Annotated in this window: 6 protein-coding genes; 4 read left to right on the top strand and 2 right to left on the bottom strand. The window is 52.3% G+C overall.

Features of this window, described 5'->3' with window-relative positions; genetic code table 11:
- The coding region (locus H6F80_RS21560) for a DNA double-strand break repair nuclease NurA (RefSeq protein WP_190793583.1) at positions 1-992 on the top strand (992 nt) is incomplete at its 5' end.
- A gap of 96 nt (positions 993-1088) precedes the next feature.
- Positions 1089-2816, top strand: a complete 1728-nt coding sequence (locus H6F80_RS21555; protein ID WP_190793582.1) for a ShlB/FhaC/HecB family hemolysin secretion/activation protein — start codon at positions 1089-1091, stop codon at positions 2814-2816.
- A gap of 80 nt (positions 2817-2896) precedes the next feature.
- On the opposite strand, the gene H6F80_RS21550 is transcribed toward H6F80_RS21555, so the two are convergent.
- Together H6F80_RS21550 and H6F80_RS21545 are read right to left on the bottom strand one after the other, a co-directional pair.
- Positions 2897-3337 carry a c-type cytochrome gene (locus tag H6F80_RS21550; protein ID WP_518523627.1) on the bottom strand — a complete coding sequence of 147 codons (441 nt, stop codon included), beginning with the start codon at positions 3335-3337 and terminating at the stop codon, positions 2897-2899.
- Positions 3338-3685: 348 nt separating this feature from the next.
- A complete protein-coding gene (locus tag H6F80_RS21545; RefSeq protein WP_190793581.1) occupies positions 3686-4276 on the bottom strand; it encodes a hypothetical protein in 591 nt (196 codons plus the stop codon).
- Between the two features lie 215 nt (positions 4277-4491).
- Here H6F80_RS21545 and H6F80_RS21540 point away from each other — a divergent pair, with 215 nt between their 5' ends.
- Entirely contained in the window at positions 4492-4848 is a 357-nt protein-coding gene (locus H6F80_RS21540) for a DUF565 domain-containing protein (protein ID WP_190793580.1), read from the top strand.
- Between the two features lie 29 nt (positions 4849-4877).
- The coding region (locus H6F80_RS21535; RefSeq protein WP_190793579.1) for a hypothetical protein at positions 4878-5057 on the top strand (180 nt) is incomplete at its 3' end.

Genomic DNA, 5057 nt, shown 5'->3' with positions numbered 1-5057 from the left:
GAGCGCGGCTGTTAGAGTCGCTGTCTGAGGCAAAGAACGGCGTGATTTCCTGTGGGCTGGTGTGGCAGAACAAAGAGCAGAGCCTTGCTTGGGTACGCGATCGGCTCACTGGAATCCGCACGTTTGCGGTTGATGGCTCCCAAATCTATCCGGGGAAAGATCTTTCGATTCCGATCGCTCTGGTGCAGATTGGCTGGTTTGAAAATCCTCACCTGCCGACAGGCGGCTACGAGAAAGACATTGCCCTGGATGTGATGACCCCGATCGATCTTCAAGCTGGGAATAGCGGTGAACCTGTCGATCGACGAGTCAATATGCGGCGGTTTGAGATGGAGACGCAACGACTGGTCGATTACATCAAAGACCATGCCCATGCCGAAGACTGTCTGGTATTTCTGGATGGCTCTCTGGTGGCGACCTTTGCTCAAGTGTTTGATGGGAGCAGCCGTCAGTTTTATGTCGAATGTCTGCTGAATTTGCTGCGGGCAAGCGAGAAATACCGGGTTCCTTTGGTTGCCTATATCGACACTTCCTACGCGCAGGATCTCGCGGTAATGCTCCGCACGCTTTATGATCTGCCTCCATCCGACACCATTCACGATGCTCAGTTGCTCAACAAATTTATGGCGTGGGGCGATCGAACTCCCCTGTTTCTGTGCCAGCGATCGGGCATTTTAGACCAGTATGAAGAGCAGCGCGATCGGGTTGCCTTTACCTACTTAAAAACCACTCGCGACAACTATCCTGCCCGGATTGAAATGCCTCTATGGATGGTGGAAGCAGGGATTAGCGATGGAATCATGGACTGGGTACGCGGCGAAGTGATTATTGGCGGCGGCTATCCTTATGTGATCGAAAGCGCAGACCAGACTGCCGTGTTGCAAGCAAACGATCGACAGATCTTTTTCCAGATTTTGCAGGATTGGGCAGAGTCAGAGGATTTAAACCTGCGATTTTCTCGCAAAATGGTGAGCAAAGTCAGGCGACGTTGAGTAACGGTTAAGGAATTCAGTTAAGGAATTCAACCGTTTTTCCGGAGCAAACCGTCAGGACTTCGATAATGCTGCCATGGGGTTTGTGAGTGGGTGATGAAACGATCGTTGGCGAAATCGATAACTGCGAAGGGGGAACTGCTCCATCTTGCGTTTGGGGCGATCGTGCCTGGGCTGCTTGTTTCTATCCCTGCTCAGGCAGTGGCTCTAGCGGAAATTCTGGCTCAGACTCCTGTTCCCACAAATCCTGAGCCTTCCTTGCTTCAGCCTGTGCCGCCTGTTCCCTTGCCTGCTCCCGCTCCAGCTGAATCGATTCCGCCTGCGCCTGCGCCTGTGACTGAAACTGCCCCGGTTCAGATTCCCGTCCAGCAGATTGAGGTGGTGGGAAGTACGGTTTTTGACGAAAACGATTTTGCGCCGCTCGTCCAACCTGTGCAGGGCAAATCGCTCACTCTAGAAGAGCTGCGGCAGGTCGCGGATCAGATTACCCAGCTTTATCTAAACGAGGGCTATCTCACCTCCAGAGCAATTCTGGTCGATCAGCAAATTCAGGATGGCGTTGTGCAGATTCGCGTCATCGAAGGCAGCTTGGAGGCGATCGAGATTGAAGGAACTCGCCGAGTCAATCCTGCCTATGTTCGCAGTCGAATCCAGTTGGGCAGCGGTACGCCTTTGCGTCAGAGCGATCTGGAAGATCAGCTTCGTCTGCTGCGAATCGACCCTTTATTTGACAACGTGGAAGCCAGCTTACGCGCAGGCAGCGGGCTGGGGCAAAGCATTCTGTCGGTGCGTGTAACCGAAGCAGAAGACTGGATTCTCGATCTGAGTGCTGATAACCTGTCGCCGCCCGATGTGGGGTCAGAGCGCATTGGGGTTGTGATAGGACAACATAATTTGACTGGAAACGGCGATTTGCTGACGGCGGCTTATTTTCGATCGACCACAGGTGGATCAAACGTTTTTGAATTCAACTACGAAATTCCACTTAATCCGCTTCAGGGCACCCTTGCGCTCAGGTACTCACCCAGCAACTTCGAGTTTACACGCCGTGATCCTGACGATCTCGATATTCAGGGCAGCGCGAACCTGTATGAAGCCAGCTTTCGGCAGCCCGTGATTCGATCGCCCCGCGAAGAGTTCGCCCTTTCTACCGAATTCACGCACCGCACCGGACAAATCTTTGTGAGCGAATCGCTGATCGACGATACGACGACCAGTGTTTTCACCTTTGGTCAGGACTATGTGCGGCGTGACCCCCAGGGAGCCTGGGCAGGGCGATCGGCATTCAATTTCGGCACTGGATTATTGGGTGCCACCACAGACCCCCCTGACAACACGCCAGACGGGCTATTTTTTACCTGGCTGGGACAGTTTCAGCGCGTCCAAATCCTGAATCCAGGCAATTTACTGATTGCTCAGCTTGATGTGCAGCTCACGCCCGACGCGCTCCCGCCCTCACAGCAGTTTGCGATCGGGGGTGGACGATCGGTACGCGGGTTTCGGCAAAATGCCAGATTGGGCGATAATGGCATTCGCTTTTCTGTGGAAGACCGGATCACGCTTGCCCGCAACGAGGCAGGAGAGTCAGTGCTGCAAGTTGCGCCTTTTATCGATTCTGGACTGGTCTGGAACGATAGCCGCAATCTAAATGCTTTGCCACGTCAAAATTTTCTTGCGGGCGTGGGGTTAGGCATCCTATGGCAGCCCTTGGCTGATGTGAATGTGAGAGTAGATGGCGCAATTCCCCTGGTGAATCTGGACGATCAGGGAGTGAATGCTCAGGATTTTGGGGTTTATTTCAGCGTGGATTATCAGTTGCGGTAGGTGGATGAGTGGAGGGGAGAGATTGTGCGATTCAGTTTGAGCCTGGGGTGGTGTTGCGATCGACTTGTTTGGAAATGGATTTATTTTTGCGGTTCTTTCCAGCCTGTTTCTGCCTGGTCAAGAACGTAGGCGGCGACATCTTGAATTTGCTGCTCAGTGAGGCGATCGTGAAAAGCAGACATATTGTTTTTGCCATGGGTGACGATTTGGGCGATCCCCTCTAGAGAATCCATACCGTTGCGTTGCAGGGCGTTGAGTTTCAGGGTTTTGCCGCGTCGGATAATGTTGCCGCCGTTAATGTGGCAGCCCTCGCAGTGCGCCTGAAAGACTTGAGAGCCGCTTGCTAAATCCGTTGAATCCGCAGCGATCGCAGCAGGCATGACAAGGATTGTTGCAGCCCCAATCAGGGTCATGCAGGCAAGACCTACGAGTCGCGTGAGGAGAAATCGGCTTTCGGTTCCCTGACTCCACCGATCGCATTTAGACATTAGCCAGCCGAACACCAATCGAATATCGAACACAGGAGAAACCTCTCAATTTTCTTCTCCAGTTTATCGATAGGGTCCACAAAATAGGGTTTACGAAAGGGTTCACCCATAGGTTGTGAAAGCTCTGCTCCGAGGGTGTTTGAAAAGCGTTCTCTGTTCTACATTGCCCCCTAAATTCCCCATTGATTGCTTGCCGCTCTAAAAGAGCGAGGGGAGACTTTGAATTTTGAAAGTGAGCCAGGTTGCTTGAGCATTAAGCAAGTTGAGTGACGGTGGCGATTCAAACATCCTCTCATTCTTGTAAGGAGATTTGTTTAACGATCGAATCGCGATCGAATCCAGCCCAGCTTGAACTGCAATGCTTATCCGCACCGACAGAATTTATTGCTGGAGTAGCAGCGTCCACTCTTGCTGAGTCGCATTCCACGTTGGCAGGCTCGTTCTACCAACCACAAACGGACCCCAGTAGCGGCGTGAACCGTCTTCTGCAAATGCCATCAGCACATCTCCCGCTTTGACTTGCAGGTTGCTATCGGGCAGTGAGAGTAATAAGCCAGTATTTCCCCCTTCGCCCGGTGCAAAATCCCAGTGAACGGGCTGGTTGTAGGATAGTTGTGCCGTAGATTTACTGTTTGCCTGCTGAAACAGCAAAGCCACCCGTACCGGATGTGTCGTTTGATTGCTGACTTTGAGGTTTCCCAAACGATCGCTTGCTGCCGCAGGATTGGGCGACTGAGAAACGGGCGGTGGACTAGGAATCGGGGTCGGACTGGGGGATGGGGTGGGAGAAGGTTCGATCGCCGGAGTTGGGGCAGGCATGGGAGACGCGGCAGGTTCCGGGGGAGCGGTTTGCTCGGGGGAAGTCGGCAGAATAATATCAATTCGGGTAAAGAGCAGTGCCAGCAGACAAACGCCCATGACCCCGATTGCCACAGGGTAGAGCTTGAGCTTTGTCTCATCTGATATCTTCACTCCCGTTCCCTCCCGCGTGTCATTTCTAATCTAGACAGGGATCACGGTCTTTGCACGTATCCAAAGAGAGTTTCTGCGGCGATCGTTTTCCCTAAGCGATGGACTGGGGACGGCAATCGGAATCAGGGCTTTCTGTCCTTGTTTTCTGCTTCTCTACCTTTAAAATGCTGATATTCAACTTCCGCCCCGATTTGTCCCCAATTTATCCCCAATTCATGCAGAATACTCGGCTCAGTACGGTTGTAGACAATGCGCTAGGACGATTTAGCCGATCGCTACAAAATCCCTGGCGGCGGTTGTCGCTGCTGCTGATTACAGTTTTGACCGGAAATTTTCTTGCTTCGACGATTTCGACCGTTGCCGGACAAAAGGCAGAATTAGACGTGCTGGCAGCGTTTCTGTTGGTGTTGTTTAGTGAGTTGATTAGCTGGCTAGTTTATCGCGGCGATCGTTCCCGTTCTTTGGGACAAGCGAGGCCTGCTGCCCGATCGCTGTTGCTCGATGTCTTGAACGGGTTAAAGCTGGGACTGGCTTATGGGCTATTTCTGGAGGCATTTAAGCTGGGCAGTTAGCGAATGAGCGAATAAAGGAGCGGTAAACGATGGCAGAAAGCAGGTCAATTCATCAGCAGGACGAAGCTTTTTTTCAGCGAGTTTTTCTTCGGCTCCAAAACTTTTTTTATCAGCAGGGCTGGCAAGATAGTCCGATTACCCCCAAGGAGGAACTGCTTCGCATCAAGCTTTTACAGCAGTTTTGGATGCCTTTAGCACAACAGATCGCT

Origin of the sequence: Leptolyngbya sp. FACHB-711 (assembly GCF_014695615.1) — a bacterium.
In the GTDB taxonomy this organism is placed as follows: Bacteria; Cyanobacteriota; Cyanobacteriia; order Elainellales; family Elainellaceae; genus Leptolyngbya_A.
This window is presented reverse-complemented; position numbering and strand designations above follow the sequence as displayed.

Bases quoted from the DNA above. Each gene is read 5' to 3' on its own strand.
- H6F80_RS21555 (WP_190793582.1), top strand. From the start codon at position 1,089: ATGAAACGATCGTTGGCGAAATCGATAACTGCGAAGGGGGAACTGCTC.
- H6F80_RS21540 (WP_190793580.1), top strand. From the start codon at position 4,492: ATGCAGAATACTCGGCTCAGTACGGTTGTAGACAATGCGCTAGGACGA.